The following is a 14,856-nucleotide window of genomic DNA, read 5'->3' as shown; positions in this document are numbered from 1 at the left end:
TTCAGCGCCCCCGGTTCTGCTGCTGCCACAGATGCCGGTATTCGGCGCAGCGGTCGAGCAGAAGTGCATGGGGGGCGATGTCGAGCAGGCGGCCCTGCTCCAGCACGGCGATGGTGTCGCAGCCGGTCAGGGTGGAGAGGCGATGGGTGACGATCAGCACGGTGCGGCCGCGGGCGATGCGCCGCAGGTTGGCCATGACGATGGCCTCGCTGTCGGGATCCAGCGCGCTGGTCGCCTCGTCCAGGATCAGGATGCGCGGCTGGGGCAGCAGGGCGCGGGCGATGGCGATGCGCTGCTTCTGGCCGCCGGACAGGTTGCTCGCCCCCTCCTCCACCAGCGTGTCGTAGCCGTCGGGCAGGCGGTGGATGAACTCGTCGGCGCCGGCCAGCCGGGCGGCCTCGACGATCTCCTCGCGGCTGGCCTCGGGCATGGTCATGGCGATGTTGTCGCGGATGGTGCCGCGGAACAGGAAATTCTCCTGCAGCACCACGCCGATGGAGCGGCGCAGATGGGCCAGGTCCAGTTCGCGGATGTCCAGCCCGTCATAGCGGATGGTGCCGTCCTGCACCGGGTAGAAACCCTGGAGCAGCCGCATCAGCGTGCTCTTGCCCGAGCCGCTGCGCCCGACCAGCCCGACGACGGAGCCGGCCGGCACGGTCAGGGTGACGCCATCCAGCGCCGGCGGCCGGTTGCGGTCGTAGCGGAAGCCCAGCCCCTCGATTTCGATCCGCCCGATCAGGGAAGGACAGGCGCCGCTGCCCTCGCGCCGGGGCTCGGCCGGGTGGTTCATCACCTCGCCCAGCATGCGGACGGAAAGCGCGGTTTCCTGGTACTGGTGGATCAGCGAGACGATCTGGACCAGCGGCGTCACCACCCGCCCCGACAGCATCTGGAAGGCGATCAGCGCGCCGACCGACAGCTGGCGGTCGAAGACGTCGAAGGCGCCGACGGCGACCACCGCCACCATCATCGCCTTCTCCAGGAACTCCGTCACCGTGCGGGCGGCGATGGAGATGCGGCCGACCCGGTAATGGCTGGTCACCGCACGCGCCGCCTTGCGGTCCCAGCTGCGGCGCTGCTGCGGTTCCAGGGCCGACGACTTGACGGTGCGCATGCCGTGGATGGTCTCCACCAGCATGGCCTGCCGCTCGGCATCGGCGTTGTAGAGGTCGCCGAGCCGGCTGCGATAGATCGGCACCAGGGCGACCATCACCCCGGCGATCAATCCGGCGAACAGCAGCGCCACCAGCGTCAGCTTGACCGAATAGAAGAACAGCACCGGCAGGAAGACCAGCAGAACCAGGCTGTCCAGCACGGTGGAGAGCAGGTTGCCGGTCAGGAATTCGCGGATGCGCTCCACCTGCTGCATGTGGCGCACGGTGACGCCGGCCGAATGCCCGTCGAAGAAGGTGATGGGCAGGTCGAGCAGATGGCCGAAGGTGCGGTTCAGCAGGCGGATGTCGATGCGGTTGGCCGCCGCCAGCAGGATGAACTGGCGCAGGAAGCGGAAGGCCGCCTCGAACAGCAGGGCGCCCAGCACGCCGATGGTCAGCACCTGCAGGGTGGCGACGGTCTCGTTCACCAGCACCTTGTCGATCACGATCTGGAAATAGATCGGGACGGCAAGGGCGAGCGCGTGCAGCACCAGCGCCGCCGCCACCACGTCACGGAAGGCCGATTTCTGGCGCAGGATCTCCGGCACGAACCAGCGCAGGCCGAAGGGCTGGCGCGGATCGCCGAGGCCGTGGCGCGGCTTGAGGAAGACCAGTTCGCCGTCCCAGCGCTCCAGGAAGCGGTCGCGCGGCACGTCGATCACGTCCAGCCGGTCGGCCAGCGGGTCGACGACGCCGACCACCGGTTCCTCATCGGGACGGGACGGACGCGACAGTCCGACCAGGATAACGGTGTTGCCGTTGGTCAGCCGCGCCAGCAACGGGAAGACGGGGGGAAGGGACTGCAGGGCTTTCCAGTCGAGCCGGCGGGCGGTCGCCTTGAAACCGGTGGCGGCGGCGATGCGCAGCAGGTCGACGGTCGACGGCTCGCCGTTTGGTCCGCTGGGGCCGGGAGCGACGCGGGCACGCAGGGCCGACGGCGAGGCCGACAGGCCGTGATGGCGCGCCACCAGCGTCAGGCAGCGCAGCGCGGTGCTTTCGTCCGGATCGGGGGCGGCATCGGGGCCGGGCGGCGGAGCCGTGGCGGTCGTGCTGGCGTCCGGCATCGGTCAGCCGAAATTCGGCGAGCGGGGCCGTCCGGGCGGGGTGGCCGGGGTCGCGGGGCCGGTGGACGGACCGGTGGGGGAGGCGGGCTGGATCGGGGCCTGCACCGGGCTCTGGAAGGCCGGGGAAGGAGCCGGCGCGGGAGGCGGCACCATGCCGGAATTGGGCGGCAGCACGCCGGCGGCCTCCAGCCGCTGGCGCATGCCTTCCAGCGCGGACAGGCTGGCGAGGAAGCCCGGCAGGCTCATCACCACCCGCTGGCGGATGGCGGGCAGCGGCTGGCCGTTGCCGTCCTTGCGCAGGGCCGACAGGCTGAACAGGTCGATGCGGACCATGCCGTTGCCGAAGCCGATGTCGAAGACCCCGTCGGCATAGAGTTCGGGGATGCGGTCGTCGGGCGGCGGCTCGATGGTCATGATGGTCCCGGCAGCAGAAGACGGGGCGCCGCTGCGGCACCCTCGCATCCTCTTTCTACCGGAAGGCGGCAAGCGGGACCAAGCCGCCATTGTCCAGAACCGCAGGAAGACACAGCCGCCGCCTCAGCTTGGGCGGAGGGGCCTGTCGTTGTCAGGGGTCACTGCACGAAAGCGAGGGAGCAGGGCATTCACGGACAAGGCCTTGACGAAGGCTCAAAGAAAATGTATATACATTTGTGTTTCGCAATGATGCCCTCGCACTCCGCGCAACAAAGAAAAATTCAGAGAATATAGCCAAAGCACCAAAGGCAATCGCAAAATGAAGAAATATTCTACAGAATTCTTTGAAGGCAGATGGCGTATCGCTGTCTACCTGGAGAGAGTCGACTATGAACTTCGAGTGGGACGAGCGTAAACGCGAAACGAACCTTGCCAAGCATGGCATCGATTTTGAGGATGCCATCTACATTTTCGAAGGACCTGTGCGGGAGAAAAACGACCCGCGCGATCATAACGGAGAGACACGCATCATCGCCTATGGCGAGGTGGATGGCCGGTTGCTGGTGGTCGTCTACACTTGGCGCGATGACGCCCGCCGCATCATCTCAGCAAGGAAAGCCAATGGACGCGAACAACGAGCGTATCACGCGACGCTCTCTGGCGTCGCCCCGCAAGCGGACGGCTGACTGGTCGCGGGCCGACCGCCAGACCGATGCCGACCTCGACGCCGCCGTGCGCAGCGATCCCGACGCGGCACCTCTGGCCGACGAAGCATGGTTCGAGACCGCCCGCATCGTCGAGCCGCCGGCCAAGCAGGCGATCAGCATCCGCCTGGATTCGGATGTGCTGGAGTGGTTCCGCACCAACAGTGACCGCTACCAGAGCAAAATCAATGCCGTGCTCCGGGCCTACATGGAGCATGAGCGCGCCAGGAAGCGCGCCTGACCCCCACCCGACCGTCAGCGGCGCGACCGTCAGCGGCGCCCTGGGCAACCCGTGGCGCCGCTGGATTACCGATCGCTCAGTTGCGGCCGTAGACGTCCTCCAGCCGGACGATGTCATCCTCGCCCAGATAGGAACCGGACTGCACCTCGATGATGGTCAGCGGCACCTTGCCGGGGTTCTCCAGCCGGTGGACCGTGCCGATCGGGATGTAGATCGACTGGTTCTCGTAGACCATCACCTGCTCCTCGCCGCGGGTGACCAGCGCGGTGCCGTTGACCACCACCCAATGCTCGGCGCGGTGATGGTGCTTCTGCAGGGACAGGCGCGAGCCGGGGGCGATGGTCAGGCTCTTCACCTGGAAACGGTCGCCGGTGTGCAGCGACTGGTAGGAGCCCCAGGGGCGGTGGACCCGGCGGTGGCTGACGGACTCGCTGCGCCCCTCGGCCTTCAGCCGGTCGACGATGCGCTTGACGTCCTGGGCTTGGCTCCGGTCGGCGACCAGAACGGCGTCGTCCACCACCACCACCACGGCATTCTCCACCCCGACCACGGCGGTCAGGTGGTTGTCGCTGCGGACATAGCAGTCGCGGGCGCCCTCCAGCAGCACGTCGCCGACGACGACGTTGCCTTCGCCGTCCTTGCTCCCGACGTCCCACAGAGCCGACCAGGCGCCGACATCGGTCCAGCCGATCTCGCAGGGGACGACGGCGGCGCGGTCGGTGCGCTCCATCACCGCATAGTCGATGGAGATGCTGGGCGCCTTGGCGAAGGCGGCGGCGTCCAGGCGGAAGAAGTCGAGGTCCTTGGCCCCCTGCTCCAGCGCCTCGCGGCAGGCGGCCAGCACCGCCGGGGCGTGGCGCTCCAGCTCGGCCAGCAGACGGGCGGCCGGGAACAGGAACATGCCGCTGTTCCAGGCATAGCTGCCCTCGGCGAGGTAGCGCTCGGCCACCTCCAGCGACGGCTTCTCGACGAAGGCGGCGACGTTGTAGGCACCGTCGGCCTCGTCCATCGAATGGCCGCGGCGGATATAGCCGTAGCCGGTCTCCGGCCGGGTCGGGGCGATGCCGAAGGTGACCAGCCGGCCGGCCTGGGCAGCGCGGGCGGCGATGGCGACGGCGCGGCGGAAGGCGTCGGCGTCGCGGATCTCGTGGTCGGCCGGCAGGATCAGCAGCAGCGCGTCCGGATCGTCGGCCGTCACCGCGAGCGCCGCGAGCGCGCAGGCGGCGGCGGTGTTGCGGCCGGCCGGCTCCAGGATGATGCCGCGGGGGATGCAGCGCGACTGGCGCAGCTGCTCGGCGGCGAGGAAGCGGTGTTCCTGGTTGCAGATCACCAGGGGGGCCGAAAAGGCCACCTCCGCGGGCGCGCCGGACTGTGTGGAACCGGGCGCCGTGGAACCGGGTTGCGCGCTGACCCGCAGGGCGGTGTCCTGGAGCATCGTCCGGTCGGAGCAGAGCGGCAGGAACTGCTTGGGATACAGTTCGCGCGACAAGGGCCACAAACGGGACCCCGTACCGCCGGACAGCAGCACCGGGACGATCTTCTGCGCGGAATTGCCGTTCATCAGGCTCTCCGTATAGAGGGCACCGCCTCTCGGCGGCGGAGGAAGTATGCTTGCTTAGCGGAGGAACGAAAGTTGAACACAGCCGCAACTCTTGATATAAGATGCTATGAACCTAGTCGAGTGTTCCTACCGTTTTCGTTTCTACCCCACGGCGCAGCAAGCGGAGTTGCTGAACCGAACGTTCGGCTGCGTGCGTGTTGTCTATAACCGGGCTCGCGCACTGCGGAAAGCCGCATGGACGGAGCACAAGGAACGATCTGGATTCCTGCAGACCAACGCGATGCTGACGGCGCTGAAAAAGGATCCTGCTTTTGCTTGGCTGAAGGAGGTTTCCAGCGTCCCGCTTCAACAGTGTCTGCGTCATCTTGAGGCGGCTTACCAAAGGTTCTTTCTGAAACGTGCCCGCTATCCACAATTTCGCCGGAAAGACAGCCGGCAATCGGCAGAGTTTACCAAATCCGGCTTTACCTATCGCAATGGAACGCTCACGCTCGCAAAGATGACGGAACCTTTGGCCGTAATATGGTCGCGTGCGCTTCCTGGAGAACCGAGTACGGTCACAGTGATCCGGGAGCTGGATGGGCGATGGTACATCGCTTGCCGTGTTGTTGCCTCCATCGAACCTTTGAGCGGTGGCAGCACAGTTGGAATTGATCTTGGGCTGACGAGTCTGGCTGTCCTCAGCACCGGAGAGAAAATTGCCAACCCGCGTCATCTGTCCAAACACCAAAAGCGGCTGACCCGAGAGCAGCGCCGTCTGGCGCGCAAACAAAAAAGCTCCAGGAACCGAACAAAGGCAAAACTGAAGTTGGCACGCGCCCATGCAGCCGTGCGCCACGCTAGACAGGACTTCCTGCACAAGTTGTCTCGCCGGCTGATCAGCGAAAACCAAGTGATCGCGGTTGAGACACTGTCGATTGGAGGTATGCTGCGGGCAAAACGCCACAGCCGTGCCATTGCCGATGCCAGCTGGGGAGAGCTTCTCCGTCAGTTGACTTACAAAGCAACTTGGTATGGAAGGACGCTGGTGCAGGTTGATCGGTTCTATCCGTCGACTAAGACATGCAGTGCGTGTGGGACGACCGGACACGCACTGACACTGGCTGATCGAGCATGGGTATGCCCCCACTGCGGTGCTCATCATGACCGGGACCATAACGCCGCGCAAAACATTCTGGCCGCTGGACTGGCGGTGACTGCCTGTGGAGGGGATGTCAGTCCTGGGGTGCCTCGGCATCCTGGGCAGTCCTCGATGAAGCAGGAACTCACGCCGTGAGGCTTGAGAATTTGCCGTTTATGGACGGTAAAGAAAGTCAACCTGCCGCCATTCATTGTGGTGAGCCTGTGACCGGGCGCCGGAAAAGCCGAGGGTCGAAGCCAGCGGCCGGCGCCATGGCGGTTCGTTATAGACCGCGCTTTCCGCCCTCCACAAGCACCCCTCCGAGACCCATCCGACATTCCGGCCGGGGGTTACCGCCTTCAGGCAGGGCGAGGAAAATCAGGAGGGAGCGCAGGCGCCAGGACGCCGCCGGCCGGTCGAAGCGGCGGTGCGGCCGAACGGGCGGACCCGTCCTGCCTGCGGTCCGCGGTTGCTTTCCACCGGTGCGCCCGAAATAGTCGGACGAACTTCAGCAGGGGAGAGCGGGACATGAGCGACGACGCAGTTGGCGAAACGGTTCTGGGGGTGATCGGCGGCAGCGGCCTGTACGACATCGACGGGCTGGAGAACACCCGCTGGGTCAAGGTGACGACTCCCTTTGGCGACCCGTCCGACGAACTGCTGACCGGCGAGCTGGCGGGACGGAAGCTGATCTTCCTGCCGCGCCATGGCCGCGGCCACCGCATCCCGCCATCGGAGCTGAATTTCCGCGCCAACATCCATGCGCTGAAGCAGCTCGGCGTCACGGAAATCCTGTCGGTGTCGGCGGTCGGCTCGCTGAAGGAGCATCTGCCGCCGGGCACCTTCGTGGTGATCGACCAGTTCATCGACCGCACCTTCGCCCGCGAGAAGAGCTTCTTCGGCAGCGGGCTGGTCGCGCATGTCGCGCTGGGCCATCCGGTCTGCGGGCGGCTGGGCGACCTGATCGAGGAGACGCTGGCCGAGTTGGACATCCCGCGCCAACGGCGCGGCACCTACATGGTGATGGAAGGGCCGCAATTCTCCACCATCGCCGAATCGACCCTGTATCGCGGGTGGGATTGCGACGTCATCGGCATGACCAACATGCCGGAGGCCAAGCTCGCCCGCGAGGCGGAGATGTGCTACGCGACCGTCGCCATGGTCACCGATTACGACTGCTGGCACGAGGAGCACGACCATGTGTCGGTCGATGCGGTGATCCGGGTGGTGGTCGCCAACGCCGGCAAGGCGCGCGCGCTGGTCTCGGCCCTGGCGCCCAAGCTGGCGCTGCACGAGGGTCCATGCGCCCAGGGCTGCCACACCGCGCTCGACAACGCCATCATGACCGCGCCCGCCCACCGCGATCCGGCGATACTGGAAAAGCTGTCGCTGATCGTGAAGCGGGCGCTGGGCCGATAGGCTGCCGCGATCCGCACCACAGTCCGGTCGGGGCTGTCCGGCCGACCGGATTCCCCGTTCGAGACGGGGCGAGACAAGACTCCAAACCGGCCGGCCTCATCCCTCCACGGCAGCGGTCGAGGTTGGAGTCTTGTCGCGCCCCCCCGATCCATCCCTGCCCGCCGGACCCGGATCCGGGTCCGGCGACACCCGTAGCCCCGGATCGGACGGGCGGAAAGGGAGAACCCGGGCGGAAAGGGGCGCGACAGAACTCCAAACCGGGCCTCGGGCCGGATCGGCGCAGGGGGCGTGAATCAAGGAGGAGTCGTGGCCGATTCACCTCCACGACTCGGAAATGAGCGAATCGGAAGCGATTCGGGGCCGAATCGAAATGTCCCGCCTGGAGTCTTGTCGCGTCGGCCGAAAAATCCACAGGCAATGCGGACTATCCGCTGGAGTCTTGTCGCGGGAGTTCTGGAGTTTTGTCGCGCGACTCGCGATTCTCTACTGGAGTCTTGTCGCGCAAACTATTAACTGAATCAAATAACCGTACAAATAGTTTGAGCGACAAGACTCCAAATTGCTGGCACTAACCGGCCGTGATATAGGGTTCCTCGCAAAGTCGTGCCAAGGTCAGCTCGCTATGGGACAGATACACACCCTGATCACCCAGCTTGGACGCGACCAGGCGAAGGCGCTCCAAACCGATCCGGATCAGCGTTCGCTAGTCGACGTCGCCGCTGCCGTCCTCGAAGAGGAGCGGCAGGAGCTTGGCATCACCTATTCGGGTTTTGCGCTGACCGCGCTTCCCCATCGTCGTCTTCCCGACGACCAGCCGTGGGAGCGTCGCGGACATAAGATCCGCTTGCTGATCGAGCCCGGACGACTGCCGATCCGCAACGGTGGCTTTAAGCTTTACGGCGTTCCCTACGGCAGCCGCGCGCGGATGATCCTGCTGTATCTGCAGACCCGCGCGATCCAGACCGACAGCCGCGAGGTCGAGCTGGGCCGCAGCATGCACGAATGGCTGGACCGCATGGGCCTGTCGGTCGGCGGCCAGACCTATCGCGACATCCGCGAGCAGGCCTCGCGCATCGCCGCCTGCAACCTGACCTTCGCCTGGGAAGACGCCCACAGCATCGGCTTCGAAAAGGGGTCGATCGTCAAGGGCGGCATCCATTTCTCGGCCAATGCCGGGGCGGAGCCGGGCCAGGGATCGCTCTGGGAGGACCGCGTCCTGCTGTCGGAAGCCTTCTTCCGCGAGCTGAAGGCCCATCCGGTGCCGATCTGGGAACCGGCGCTGCGCCACATCCAGAACAACAGCACCAGCATCGACATCTATATCTGGCTGGCCTACCGGCTCCACAGCCTGAACCGCTCAACCCCGATCACCTGGCCGGCGGTGTTCGAGCAGTTCGGCGCCGGATACAGCCGCCTGCGCGATTTCCGGAAGCGGTTCATCGAGGCTCTGCAGCTTGCGCTTGCGGTTTATCCCGACGCACGGGTCGATGTGGAGGAACAGGGGCTGATGCTGCACCCCTCGCCGCCGCCGATCCCGGAGCGCAAGTTCGCGCAGCTTTGCCGGTGACGTAGCCTTCGGCGCGCCGGCTTGTCGGCCTTCCGGCCGGCCGGACCTGCGCTTCGTCTGCACGGCTCTTACGGCAACATTAAGTCTCTGGAACCAAAGGAACTTTTTGTCATTCCCGCGAAGGCGGGGATCCAGGAAGCGCCGCAATCAAACGGCTGAAACGGATGGATTCCCGCTTTCGCGGGACCGTGGGCTTGCAGACGGTCGAGCCTGCGGCGACGGTTTCTCTCCCCTGCGACAAGACTCCAAACTCCGCCTCTCAGGGATTGGCGCGCAGCGCCCTCGCCAGCGGGCCGAGCAGGCGGTGGAGCATTGAATCCAAAAGGCTTTCGTCCAGGCTGCCGGACAGTGCCAGAGCCTGCGGCGGCATCATGAAGAAGGGCGGGCCGCCGGCGGATCCGGTACGCTGGAGGGTCGCCGCGAGCGACAGGAGCCGCCCGTCCTGCCCCTTGTCCTCGGGCCGCAGCGTGGCATGGACCAGCAGCAGCAGGGTAGCGGGATCGGCGATGCGGGCATCGTTGGGGGCGAGCGCCGTGACGGCCGGTCCGGAGGCCAGCAGCCCCGACAGCACCGCGGCGGCCCGGCCGCACAACGCTTCGTCGGCAAGGCCGGCCGCCGTCCCGCCGTCGGCATCCACGGCGCAGAGCAGGCCGACGCGCTCGACACGCTGGAAGAAGGACAGGGGCGACATGGCGGCGGCCTCCGGGATGTGAAGGAGCAGGCTGGCGGCGAGCAGCAGCGCCGGGCGGATCCGCATCATCGCACCTCCTCGGGGTCGGCGGTGGGCCGGCATCGTCCGGCGGGCGGACAGCATATGGGCGCAAGGCGGCAGGGACGGAACGGATCCTTCCTGGAAGGGCCGAGAAGGGTAGAGAAAGGCCGAGGGGCTCCGAAGGGGGACTGCTCAGGCCGACACCGGCTCCCGGTTCATCAGGAGACTGTTGACCGCCTGCTCGGCCAGTGCCAGACGGAGCATCGGCTGGCCGTACAGGTCCGCCGGGACAAGCGAGCGGGCACGGTCGTCGCTGACCACGTCCACCAGCAGGACGATCCGCTGCTCGTCCGGGGCGTTCTCCACCTGATGGGGGAAGGTGAAGTCGCCGACCCACGGCGTGCCGGCCGGATAGGCGGCCGGGCTGTCGCCGATCCAGGTGACGGCGGCGGGCGGGGCGATGATCGGCACGATCAGCCGGGCTTCGGACAGGTGCAAGCCGGCATTGTCGTAATGCCAGCGGAGCAGGCCGCCCGGCTCCTGCCGATGGACGTAGCAGGACAGGATGCGGCAGCCCAGCCCCTCCAGCAGGGTGCGGGCGCTCGGCATCGTATCCAGCGCCGGGGTCGGTCGGCCGGTGGCGCGCCGGCCGTCGGGGCCGAGCCCCTCCTCGACCAGGGTGATCGACGACCAGCTGCCGTCGCCGGCCATGAACATCCGCCCCTTGTCCCCCGTCGCCGCGTCGAGGGCCGCGAACTCGCGCTGGAGCGGGGCCGGGTCGGCACGGACGGTCAGGGGAGCATGCAGCATCAGGCCGCTGCCGACGGTGACCTGCTGCCAGGGATGGAGGGGACCCGGCTGGATGGGGTGCTGCATGGCGGGAAGGGCGTGCGGTTGTGGTTTCTTTAGGTTATTAAACTTTTCTGCAGGGGGATGCCACCCGTTCCCTCATGCCGCCCCGTCATAGGGCTGTCGGCCGGGCTGTGGTGTTATCCATCGACAGCGGCGCCGGATGCCCGCAGGCTATGGCCCCCCTTCCCCGTTTTCCAGGCAACGCCTTATCCATGCGGATCCTGTTCGTCCACCAGAACACCCCTGGCCAATACAAGCATCTCGTCCGTCATTTCGCGGCGGATCCGGCCCATCAGGTCGCCTTCATCGGCAAGACCAGGCGCGAGCTGCCGGGCGTGCGCATGGCGCTCTACCGGCCGACGCGCGAGCCGGGCGAGGCCACCCACCCCTATATCCGCATGTTCGAGGGGCAGGTCCTGCACGGGCAGGGCGCGGTGCGCGCCGGGCTGGCCCTGCAGAAGGCCGGCTTCACCCCCGATGTGATCTGTGCCCATCCCGGCTGGGGCGAGGCGCTGTTCCTGAAGGACCTGTTCCCGGCCGCCCGCCTGCTGCTCTATTGCGAGTTCTTCTACCGGGCGGACGGCTCCGACGTCGGCTTCGACCCGGAGCGGCCGGTGACGCTGGAGACGCGCTGCCGCATCCGCACCAAGAACACCGCCCTGCTGACCGGGCTGGATGCGATGGACTGGGGCGTCAGCCCGACGGAGTGGCAGCGTCGCCAGCATCCCGACGCCTTCCGCCCGCGCATCTCGGTGATCCATGACGGGGTCGACACCGCGCATTGCCGGCCGGATCCGGCCGCCACCGTCACCCTGCCCGATGGCCGCAGCCTGTCGCGCGAGGACGAGGTGGTGACCTATGTCGCCCGCAACCTGGAGCCCTACCGCGGCTTTCCCACCTTCATGCGGGCGGCGGCCGAGCTGCTGCTGCGCCGGCCCAGGCTGCACATCCTGGTGGTGGGCGGCGACGAGGTCAGCTACGGCGCCCCGCCCGAGGGCGGCGGCACCTGGCGCGAAGCGATGTGGCGGGAGACGATGCTGGACGCCGCCGGCGCGCCCAGGCAGGAGGCGGCGCGGCTGCATGTGCTGGGAAAGCTGCCCTATGAGGACTATCTGTCGGTCCTGCGCGTCTCGCGCGCCCACATCTACCTGACCTTTCCCTTCGTCCTGTCCTGGTCGATGCTGGAGGCGATGGCCTGCGGCGCCGTCATCGTCGGGTCCGACACGCCGCCGGTCGCCGAGGTGATCGAGGACGGGGTGAACGGGCTGCTGACGGATTTCTTCGATCCCATGGCGCTCGCCGACCGGGTGGAGACGGCGCTCGACGACCCGGACCTGCGCGCCACCCTGTCGGCCGCCGCAAGGCGGACGGCGGTGGAGCGCTACGACCTCGCCACCGTCTGCCTGCCGGCGCAGATCCGCCTGCTGGAGGATGTGCAGGCCGCCCGCCCGCCCGTCCATGACCTGCCGCCGGGGTCCCGTCCGTTGAGGACCTTGCACCGGGGGACGGAGTGAATTAACCCGATTGTCAGAAAGCACCGGTTACGGTCGGGTTCCATTTCGAACCCGATGCCGCGCCCGTTCCGGACCATCCGGACGGCGGATCCCGGCCCGGTGGCTTCGAGCGATGCGGCTTCAACGGACGGAACCGGCGGTGACGACACATTCCAGCAAGGCCAGCGACCCCAAGCCATGGCATCCGGATCCCGACGCCGGCACCGGGCTCGAGGCCGGCCTGCGCATGCTGGACGGCCGGTCGATCCTGGTGACCGGAGGAACCGGCTCCTTCGGCCGCCGCTTCGTCGAGACGGTGATGCGCCACGCCAGGCCGCGCCGGGTCATCATCTTCTCCCGCGACGAGTTCAAGCAGTACGAGATGCAGCAGCGCATGCCGGCGGAGTGGGCGCCGACGCTGCGCTACTTCATCGGCGACGTGCGCGACCGCGAGCGGCTGGAACTGGCGATGCGCGGCGTCGATTTCTGCGTCCATGCCGCGGCGCTGAAGCATGTGCCGGCCGCCGAATACAACCCGATGGAATGCATCCACACCAACGTCTACGGGGCGGAGAACGTGGTGCGGGCGGCGCTGTCGACCGGGGTGCGTCGCGTCGTCGCACTGTCGACCGACAAGGCGGCCAACCCGATCAACCTCTATGGTGCCAGCAAGCTGGCATCGGACAAGATCTTCATCGCCGCCAACAACCTGTCGGGCGCGCTCGACACCCGCTTCGCGGTGGTGCGCTACGGCAATGTGGTGGGCTCGCGCGGCAGCGTCGTGCCGCTGTTCCGCAAGATGATCGCCGGGGGGGCCGACCATCTGCCGGTCACCGACGAGCGGATGACCCGCTTCTGGATCACGCTGCAGCACGGCGTCGATTTCGTGCTGTCCTGCTTCGCCATGATGCAGGGCGGCGAGATCTTCGTGCCGAAGATCCCCAGCATGCGCATCGCCGACCTCGCCCGCGCCATGGCGCCGGACCTGCCGCAGAAGATCGTCGGCATCCGGCCGGGCGAGAAGCTGCACGAGGTGATGATCACCGAGGACGATTCCCGCCAGACCTACGAGCTGGCCGACCGCTATGTGATCGAGCCGGCCTTCACCTTCTGGCAGCATGCGCCGTACGAGCGGCTGAACGCCCGCCCGGTGGCCGACGGCTTCCGCTATGCCAGCGACGGCAACGACGACTGGCTCGACGGCGAGCGGCTGCGCGCCCTGCTGGCGGAAGCCCCCTGATGACAGGGCCCCTGCCGGGGGATCTGCCCTTCCTCCCCTATGGCCGCCAGTCGGTGGAGGAGGAGGACATCGCCGCGGTGACGGCGGTGCTGCGCGGCGACTGGCTGACCCAGGGGCCGGCGGTCGCCGCCTTCGAGCGGGCTTTGGCCGCGCGGGTCGGGGCGGCTGAGGCGGTGGCCTGCGCCAACGGCACCGCGGCGCTGCGGCTGGCCTATGCCGCACTCGGCATCGGTCCGGGCGACGCGGTGGTGGTGCCGTCCAACACCTTCCTCGCCACGGCTTCCGCCGCCCGCCATTGCGGGGCCGAGGTCGCCTTCGCCGACGTCGATCCCGACAGCGGCCTGATGGGCGTCGCCGAGGCCGAGGCCGCCGTCGCGCGGGCGCGCAAGGCCGGCTGGCGCGTCCGCGCGCTCGCCCCCGTCCATTACGCCGGGCAGACCGCCCCGATGGCCGCCCTTGCCGCGCTTGCGCAGGCCGAAGGGCTGGCGCTGGTCGAGGATGCCTGCCACGCCATCGGCACGGTCGATCTGTCCGAGGGACGCGAGAGGCCGGTCGGCGCCGGCCGGCCGGAGGTGGAGGCCGGATCGCTGACCGTCTTCTCCTTCCATCCGGTCAAGACCATCGCGGCGGGGGAGGGCGGGGCGGTCACCGGCAGTGACCCGGCGCTGATGGCGCGGGTGCGGCGCCTGTGCAACCACGGCATGATGCGCGTGCCCGAAGCGGGGGAGGGCTTCGCCGATCCCGACGCGGGCCTGGATGCGGAGGGCAACGCCAACCCCTGGTACTATGAGATGGCGGAGCCCGGCTTCAACCACCGCCTGTCCGACATCCATGCGGCGCTGGTGCTGAGCCAGCTCGGCCGGCTCGACCGCCTGATCGGGCGGCGGGCGCGGCTGATGGCGCTCTATGCCGAGCGGCTGGCCCCGCTGGCGCCGCTGGTGAGCCCGCCGGCCCAGCTCCCCTGGTGCCGGCCGGCCTGGCACCTGTGCGCGGCGCGCATCGACTTCGAGGCGGCGGGGCGGACCCGCTCGGCGGTGATGGCCGCCCTGCGGGCACTGGGCGTCGGCACCCAGGTGCACTATATCCCGGTCCATCGCCAACCCTACTGGCGCCGCCGGTACGGCGACCTCGACCCGTCCGGCGTCGCCTTGCCCGGCGCCATGGCCCATTACGCCCGCACCCTGTCGCTGCCGCTGTTCCCGGCCATGGCCGACGGCGACGTCGACCGGGTCGCCGCGGCGCTGGAGCAGGCCCTGTCCTGACGGCCGTTCCCGGATACGGGAGGTCAGGATCCGGACTGCTTCGTCAAAGCGAT

Annotated in this window: 13 protein-coding genes; 8 read left to right on the top strand and 5 right to left on the bottom strand. The window is 67.8% G+C overall.

The genetic code is table 11. From position 1 onward, the window contains the following. Position 1: 1 nt before the first annotated feature. Positions 2-2,218 carry a peptidase domain-containing ABC transporter gene (locus AZOLI_RS29885; protein WP_014190015.1) on the bottom strand — a complete coding sequence of 739 codons (2,217 nt, stop codon included), beginning with the start codon at positions 2,216-2,218 and terminating at the stop codon, positions 2-4. Between the two features lie 3 nt (positions 2,219-2,221). Further along, positions 2,222-2,632: a hypothetical protein gene (locus tag AZOLI_RS29880; protein WP_014190014.1), complete on the bottom strand. Its 411-nt coding sequence runs from the start codon at positions 2,630-2,632 to the stop codon at positions 2,222-2,224. Positions 2,633-3,021: 389 nt separating this feature from the next. On the opposite strand from AZOLI_RS29880, the gene AZOLI_RS32100 reads away from it, so the two are divergent. Both AZOLI_RS32100 and AZOLI_RS29875 read left to right on the top strand, forming a co-directional pair. Beyond that, positions 3,022-3,318 (top strand): BrnT family toxin, encoded by a 297-nt coding sequence (locus tag AZOLI_RS32100; RefSeq protein WP_014190013.1) that lies wholly within the window; start codon positions 3,022-3,024, stop codon positions 3,316-3,318. Next, positions 3,254-3,577: a BrnA antitoxin family protein gene (locus AZOLI_RS29875; RefSeq protein WP_044553748.1), complete on the top strand. Its 324-nt coding sequence runs from the start codon at positions 3,254-3,256 to the stop codon at positions 3,575-3,577. Before AZOLI_RS32100 ends, AZOLI_RS29875 begins: the two co-directional genes overlap by 65 nt. 76 nt (positions 3,578-3,653) lie before the next feature. On the opposite strand, the gene AZOLI_RS29870 is transcribed toward AZOLI_RS29875, so the two are convergent. Further along, positions 3,654-5,138, bottom strand: a complete 1,485-nt coding sequence (locus AZOLI_RS29870; RefSeq protein WP_014190011.1) for a mannose-1-phosphate guanylyltransferase/mannose-6-phosphate isomerase — start codon at positions 5,136-5,138, stop codon at positions 3,654-3,656. A 106-nt stretch (positions 5,139-5,244) separates the two neighbouring features. On the opposite strand from AZOLI_RS29870, the gene AZOLI_RS32095 reads away from it, so the two are divergent. The 3 genes from AZOLI_RS32095 to AZOLI_RS29855 all read left to right on the top strand — a co-directional run bounded on the left by AZOLI_RS32095 (position 5,245) and on the right by AZOLI_RS29855 (position 9,244). After that, on the top strand, positions 5,245-6,414 hold the full coding sequence (locus tag AZOLI_RS32095; RefSeq protein WP_014190010.1) for an RNA-guided endonuclease InsQ/TnpB family protein: 1,170 nt from the start codon (positions 5,245-5,247) through the stop codon (positions 6,412-6,414). Between the two features lie 372 nt (positions 6,415-6,786). Further along, on the top strand, positions 6,787-7,677 hold the full coding sequence (locus tag AZOLI_RS29860; protein WP_014190009.1) for an S-methyl-5'-thioadenosine phosphorylase: 891 nt from the start codon (positions 6,787-6,789) through the stop codon (positions 7,675-7,677). 622 nt (positions 7,678-8,299) lie between these two features. Continuing rightward, positions 8,300-9,244 carry a replication protein RepA gene (locus AZOLI_RS29855; protein WP_012978551.1) on the top strand — a complete coding sequence of 315 codons (945 nt, stop codon included), beginning with the start codon at positions 8,300-8,302 and terminating at the stop codon, positions 9,242-9,244. A gap of 259 nt (positions 9,245-9,503) precedes the next feature. Here the strand turns inward: AZOLI_RS29855 and AZOLI_RS29850 are convergent, their stop codons facing one another. Together AZOLI_RS29850 and AZOLI_RS29845 are read right to left on the bottom strand one after the other, a co-directional pair. Further along, positions 9,504-10,004 (bottom strand): hypothetical protein, encoded by a 501-nt coding sequence (locus AZOLI_RS29850; RefSeq protein WP_162488546.1) that lies wholly within the window; start codon positions 10,002-10,004, stop codon positions 9,504-9,506. A gap of 144 nt (positions 10,005-10,148) precedes the next feature. Continuing rightward, the gene (locus AZOLI_RS29845; RefSeq protein ID WP_014190007.1) at positions 10,149-10,832 is read right to left on the bottom strand and encodes an aspartyl/asparaginyl beta-hydroxylase domain-containing protein; all 684 of its coding nucleotides are present in this window, start codon (positions 10,830-10,832) and stop codon (positions 10,149-10,151) included. A 188-nt stretch (positions 10,833-11,020) separates the two neighbouring features. Here AZOLI_RS29845 and AZOLI_RS29840 point away from each other — a divergent pair, with 188 nt between their 5' ends. The 3 genes from AZOLI_RS29840 to AZOLI_RS29830 all read left to right on the top strand — a co-directional run bounded on the left by AZOLI_RS29840 (position 11,021) and on the right by AZOLI_RS29830 (position 14,803). Continuing rightward, entirely contained in the window at positions 11,021-12,322 is a 1,302-nt protein-coding gene (locus AZOLI_RS29840; protein ID WP_014190006.1) for a glycosyltransferase family 4 protein, read from the top strand. 226 nt (positions 12,323-12,548) lie between these two features. Next, on the top strand, positions 12,549-13,541 hold the full coding sequence (gene pseB / locus AZOLI_RS29835) for a UDP-N-acetylglucosamine 4,6-dehydratase (inverting) (protein WP_044553835.1): 993 nt from the start codon (positions 12,549-12,551) through the stop codon (positions 13,539-13,541). Further along, positions 13,541-14,803, top strand: a complete 1,263-nt coding sequence (locus tag AZOLI_RS29830; protein ID WP_014190004.1) for an aminotransferase class I/II-fold pyridoxal phosphate-dependent enzyme — start codon at positions 13,541-13,543, stop codon at positions 14,801-14,803. Before pseB ends, AZOLI_RS29830 begins: the two co-directional genes overlap by 1 nt. Positions 14,804-14,856: the final 53 nt, after the last annotated feature.

This window comes from Azospirillum lipoferum 4B (assembly GCF_000283655.1).
Classification (GTDB): domain Bacteria; phylum Pseudomonadota; class Alphaproteobacteria; order Azospirillales; family Azospirillaceae; genus Azospirillum; species Azospirillum lipoferum_C.
The sequence above is the reverse complement of the archived record's forward strand: the minus strand, read 5'-3'. Positions and strand labels throughout refer to the sequence as shown.

Excerpts from the sequence above, each read along its gene's own strand:
- AZOLI_RS29885 (WP_014190015.1), bottom strand. The coding sequence starts at position 2,218 with ATGCCGGACGCCAGCACGACCGCCACGGCTCCGCCGCCCGGCCCCGAT.
- AZOLI_RS29880 (WP_014190014.1), bottom strand. The coding sequence starts at position 2,632 with ATGACCATCGAGCCGCCGCCCGACGACCGCATCCCCGAACTCTATGCC.
- AZOLI_RS32100 (WP_014190013.1), top strand. The coding sequence starts at position 3,022 with ATGAACTTCGAGTGGGACGAGCGTAAACGCGAAACGAACCTTGCCAAG.
- AZOLI_RS29875 (WP_044553748.1), top strand. The coding sequence starts at position 3,254 with ATGGACGCGAACAACGAGCGTATCACGCGACGCTCTCTGGCGTCGCCC.
- AZOLI_RS29870 (WP_014190011.1), bottom strand. The coding sequence starts at position 5,138 with ATGAACGGCAATTCCGCGCAGAAGATCGTCCCGGTGCTGCTGTCCGGC.
- AZOLI_RS32095 (WP_014190010.1), top strand. The coding sequence starts at position 5,245 with ATGAACCTAGTCGAGTGTTCCTACCGTTTTCGTTTCTACCCCACGGCG.
- AZOLI_RS29860 (WP_014190009.1), top strand. The coding sequence starts at position 6,787 with ATGAGCGACGACGCAGTTGGCGAAACGGTTCTGGGGGTGATCGGCGGC.
- AZOLI_RS29855 (WP_012978551.1), top strand. The coding sequence starts at position 8,300 with ATGGGACAGATACACACCCTGATCACCCAGCTTGGACGCGACCAGGCG.
- AZOLI_RS29850 (WP_162488546.1), bottom strand. The coding sequence starts at position 10,004 with ATGATGCGGATCCGCCCGGCGCTGCTGCTCGCCGCCAGCCTGCTCCTT.
- AZOLI_RS29845 (WP_014190007.1), bottom strand. The coding sequence starts at position 10,832 with ATGCAGCACCCCATCCAGCCGGGTCCCCTCCATCCCTGGCAGCAGGTC.
- AZOLI_RS29840 (WP_014190006.1), top strand. The coding sequence starts at position 11,021 with ATGCGGATCCTGTTCGTCCACCAGAACACCCCTGGCCAATACAAGCAT.
- pseB (WP_044553835.1), top strand. The coding sequence starts at position 12,549 with ATGCTGGACGGCCGGTCGATCCTGGTGACCGGAGGAACCGGCTCCTTC.
- AZOLI_RS29830 (WP_014190004.1), top strand. The coding sequence starts at position 13,541 with ATGACAGGGCCCCTGCCGGGGGATCTGCCCTTCCTCCCCTATGGCCGC.